This window comes from Piscinibacter sp. (genome assembly GCF_050175855.1).
Lineage (GTDB): Bacteria > Pseudomonadota > Gammaproteobacteria > Burkholderiales > Burkholderiaceae_C > Piscinibacter.
The window spans coordinates 1-3,292 of the sequence record NZ_JBFXIO010000482.1; the positions used below are offsets into that span (position 1 = coordinate 1).

Below are 3,292 nucleotides of genomic sequence, written 5' to 3' on the forward strand. Positions count from 1 at the left end.
GATGCGGCGGAGCAGGGCGAGTGGCGCAACCGCCATCTCGGCTTCGTCTACCAGTTCCACCACCTGCTGCCCGAGTTCACCGCGCTGGACAACGTGGCCATGCCGCTGCGCATCCGCCGCACCGACATCGCCGAAGCGCGCGAACGGGCGCAGGCCGTGCTCGCGCAGGTCGGCCTGGCCGAGCGCGTGATGCACCGGCCGGCGCAGCTCTCCGGCGGCGAGCGCCAGCGTGTGGCCATCGCGCGAGCCCTCGCGGGCCAGCCCGGCTGCGTGCTCGCCGACGAGCCCACCGGCAACCTCGACCGCGACACCGCCGACGCGGTCTTCGCGCTGATGCTCGAACTGGCGCGCAGCCAGGGCACCGCCTTTGTTCTGGTGACGCACGACGAAGGCCTGGCGGCGCGCTGCGACCGTGTGCTGCGGCTGGTGAAGGGGCGCTTCGAGGCCTGATCAGACCTTCGCCAGCCACTCGGCCCAGTGGTCGATGCAGGCGCGGATCTTGGGCAGGCGGTGGCGCTCTTGCAGCATCACGGCGTAGACCGGCAGGCTCTCGTCGGGCGTGAGTTCGGGCAGCACGGGAACCAGCGAACCCGCCGCCACCAGCGGATCGGCCGCGAGGCTGACGATGCGCCCGATGCCCAGGCCTTGCTGCACCAGCGACAGCGCCACGGCCGTGTTGTCGGTGCGGGTGTGGCCGCGCACGGTGAGCTCCTGGATGTCGCGGCCCCGGCCCAGACGCCACTGGTTGAGCACCGCGTTGGCGCAGTTGCCGATCAGCCGGTGCTGCGCCAGCTCGGCCACGCTGGCGGGCAGGCCATGTCGCCTCGCGTAGTCGGGCGAGGCGAACAGCCCGCGGCGCAGGCTGCCGATCTGCCTCGCCACCAGCGTGTCGCCGGAGGGGCTGCCGGTGCGGATCGCGATGTCGATGCCCTCGCGCGCCATGTCGACGATGCGGTCGTCGGCGGCGATCTCCAGGTGCAGCTGCGGGTAGCGCTCGTAGAGCCTGGCCAGGCTGGGCACGATCACGGTCTGCGCCGTGATGGTGCTGACGCTGACGCGCACCCAGCCGCTCGGCCCGGCCAGCTTGCCCGAGAGCTCGCTGCGCAGTTCGCTCTCGGTGTCGAGCAGCCGCCGGGCATGGGCGAGGAAGGTATCGCCTTCATCGGTGAGGCTCAGCCCGTGGGTGTTCCGGTGCAGCAGGCGCACGCCGCACTCGGCCTCGAGCCGCGCCAGCGCCCGCGTGACCTGGCTCACCGGCACGTTGCGTTCGCGTGCGGCGGCCGACAGCGTGCCGAGTTCCACGATGCGCACGAACAAGGCGGTGTCGTCGAGGTTCATGCGCAGATGGTATTGCATAAGTCGCAACACCATATCGCTCTGGATGCGGTTTCCGACCAGTCTGTGCATTCATAAAGTGCACACCACTGCCACTGCTGGAGTCGCCATGACACCGCTGACCTACGACCCCGACCGCCTCGCCGAACTGCACGACCGCGCCCATGCCGAGGCCGAAGCCCTGCGCCGCGAGGCCCTGGACGACCTCTGGCGCGGCGCCAACGCGGCGCTGGCCAGCAGCGGGGCGCAGGCGCTGCGCGCGGCGCGCCGCCTGGCCCACCGGCTGCAACGCCACCGCGCGTTGGCGCGTGGCCAGGTCTGAGGCGCAGCCATGCCCTTGCTCAACCTGCGCATTGCCGCAGCAGCCGACCGTGAACTGGCGGCGCGCGCGGCCGCCATCGTCCACCGCCACACCGTCGAGCACCTCGGCAAGCAGCCCGACCTGATTGCCGTGGCGGTCGACTTCGTCGAACCGGCCACCTGGTTCGTGGCCGGCCAGCCGCTGTCGGCCAGCGGCCGGCGCAGCTTCCAGCTGGAGGTGAAGGTCACCGACGAGACCAACACCAAGGCCGAGAAGGCGCGCTACATCGAGGCGGTGTTCGATTCGTTCGAGGCGCTGTTCGGGCCGCTGCACGAGGAGAGCTACATCCACGTGCACGACGTGCGCGCCGCCGCCTACGGCTACGGCGGGCGCACGCAGGAGTGGCGCTACCACCAGCGCCGCGGCTGAGCATCGAACGTGGGGGCTACTCGACGAAGGCGGTCGACTTCTGCGTCGAGACGAACAGCAGCGCGTCGGTGAGCGCCACCACGTCGTGCTCCTCGCCGGGCTCGACGAACAGGTAGTCGCCCTCGCTCATCTCGACGCCGTCGAGCGTCACGCGGCCCTCGAGCACCAGCACCTCCTCGGTGCCGTGGTGGGTGTGGCGCGGCACCCGCGCGCCGGCCGCCATGCGCAGCACCGACGCGCGACCGCCGCTGTCGTTGTGGCGGAACAGGCTGCGTTGCACGCCGTTCGAGCCGGCGCCGAGCCACTCGCGCTCGCTGGCCTTCTTCAGCAGCATCGCTTCGTCCTTCAGGTGATGCGGCCGAACCAGGCCACCGACAGTGCGGCGGCGGCGGCCACCAGCAGCGCACCGAGGGCCGCGAACAGGGCACTGATCTCGGTTTCCTTCTTCTCGACCACCAGCCGCGTCGACAGCCCCTGGTAGACCTTCTTCAGGTCTTCCGCGGTGCCGGCGTAGAAGTAGTCGGCGCGGGTGATGTTGGCCACCGACTTGAGTGCGTCCTCGTCGAGCCGCACGCGCATCGACCAGCCTTCGAAGCCGATGGTCTCGCCTTCCTTGGTGCCGATGCCCACGGTGTAGACGCGCACGCCGCGGTCGGCGGCCATCTTCGCGGCCTCGACCGGATCGGGGCCGGTGGTGCGCTGGCCGTCGGTGAGCATGATGATCGCCGCCGAGCCGTAGGAACCGGGCTCCACCGGCATGAACTCCGCCTTCGGCTTGTCGCCGGGCGAGGGCGGCATGGCCTTCTGGCCGGTGATCTGCGAGAGGTCGATGCCGGCCTCCGGGAACAGCGCAGCCAGCGACAGCACGATGCCGCTGCCGGTGGCCGTGCCGCGCTGCAGCTGGAAGCGGTCGATCGCTGCGTAGACATCGTCGCGGCTGTGCGTCGGCGGCTGCACGATCGCCGCCGTGCCGGCGAACTGCACCACCGCCACGCGCACGCTGCGCGGCAGCTCGGCGACGAAGGCCTTGGCGGCCTCCTGCGCAGCCACGAGGCGATTGGGCTGCACGTCGGCGGCGCGCATGCTGCCGGAGACGTCCATCGCCAGCACGATGGTTTCCTGCTGCGAGGGCAGGGTGATCACCGCGGCCGGCCGCGCCGCCGCCAGCAGCAGCACGGTGATGGCCAGCAGCATCAGCAGCGGCGGCACGTGGCGCTTCCAGCCCGC

General features: G+C 71.1%; 6 protein-coding genes. 3 read left to right on the forward strand and 3 right to left on the reverse strand.

All coding sequences use genetic code 11. From position 1 onward, the window contains the following. A partial coding sequence (locus AB7U92_RS24270) for an ABC transporter ATP-binding protein (RefSeq protein WP_428582955.1) occupies positions 1-450 on the forward strand: 450 nt, incomplete at its 5' end. Here the strand turns inward: AB7U92_RS24270 and AB7U92_RS24275 are convergent. Continuing rightward, positions 451-1,338, reverse strand: a complete 888-nt coding sequence (locus AB7U92_RS24275; RefSeq protein ID WP_428582957.1) for a LysR family transcriptional regulator — start codon at positions 1,336-1,338, stop codon at positions 451-453. A gap of 106 nt (positions 1,339-1,444) precedes the next feature. Here AB7U92_RS24275 and AB7U92_RS24280 point away from each other — a divergent pair, with 106 nt between their 5' ends. Both AB7U92_RS24280 and AB7U92_RS24285 read left to right on the forward strand, forming a co-directional pair. Beyond that, complete coding sequence (locus AB7U92_RS24280; protein ID WP_428582959.1) at positions 1,445-1,657, forward strand: hypothetical protein; 213 nt, start codon at positions 1,445-1,447, stop codon at positions 1,655-1,657. Between the two features lie 9 nt (positions 1,658-1,666). Continuing rightward, on the forward strand, positions 1,667-2,065 hold the full coding sequence (locus AB7U92_RS24285) for a tautomerase family protein (protein ID WP_428582961.1): 399 nt from the start codon (positions 1,667-1,669) through the stop codon (positions 2,063-2,065). A 16-nt stretch (positions 2,066-2,081) separates the two neighbouring features. Here AB7U92_RS24285 and AB7U92_RS24290 read toward each other — a convergent pair whose 3' ends face one another. Continuing rightward, the gene (locus AB7U92_RS24290) at positions 2,082-2,399 is read right to left on the reverse strand and encodes a cupin domain-containing protein (RefSeq protein WP_428582963.1); all 318 of its coding nucleotides are present in this window, start codon (positions 2,397-2,399) and stop codon (positions 2,082-2,084) included. Positions 2,400-2,410: 11 nt separating this feature from the next. Then, on the reverse strand, positions 2,411-3,292 hold an 882-nt coding region (locus tag AB7U92_RS24295; RefSeq protein WP_428582965.1), incomplete at its 5' end, for a VWA domain-containing protein.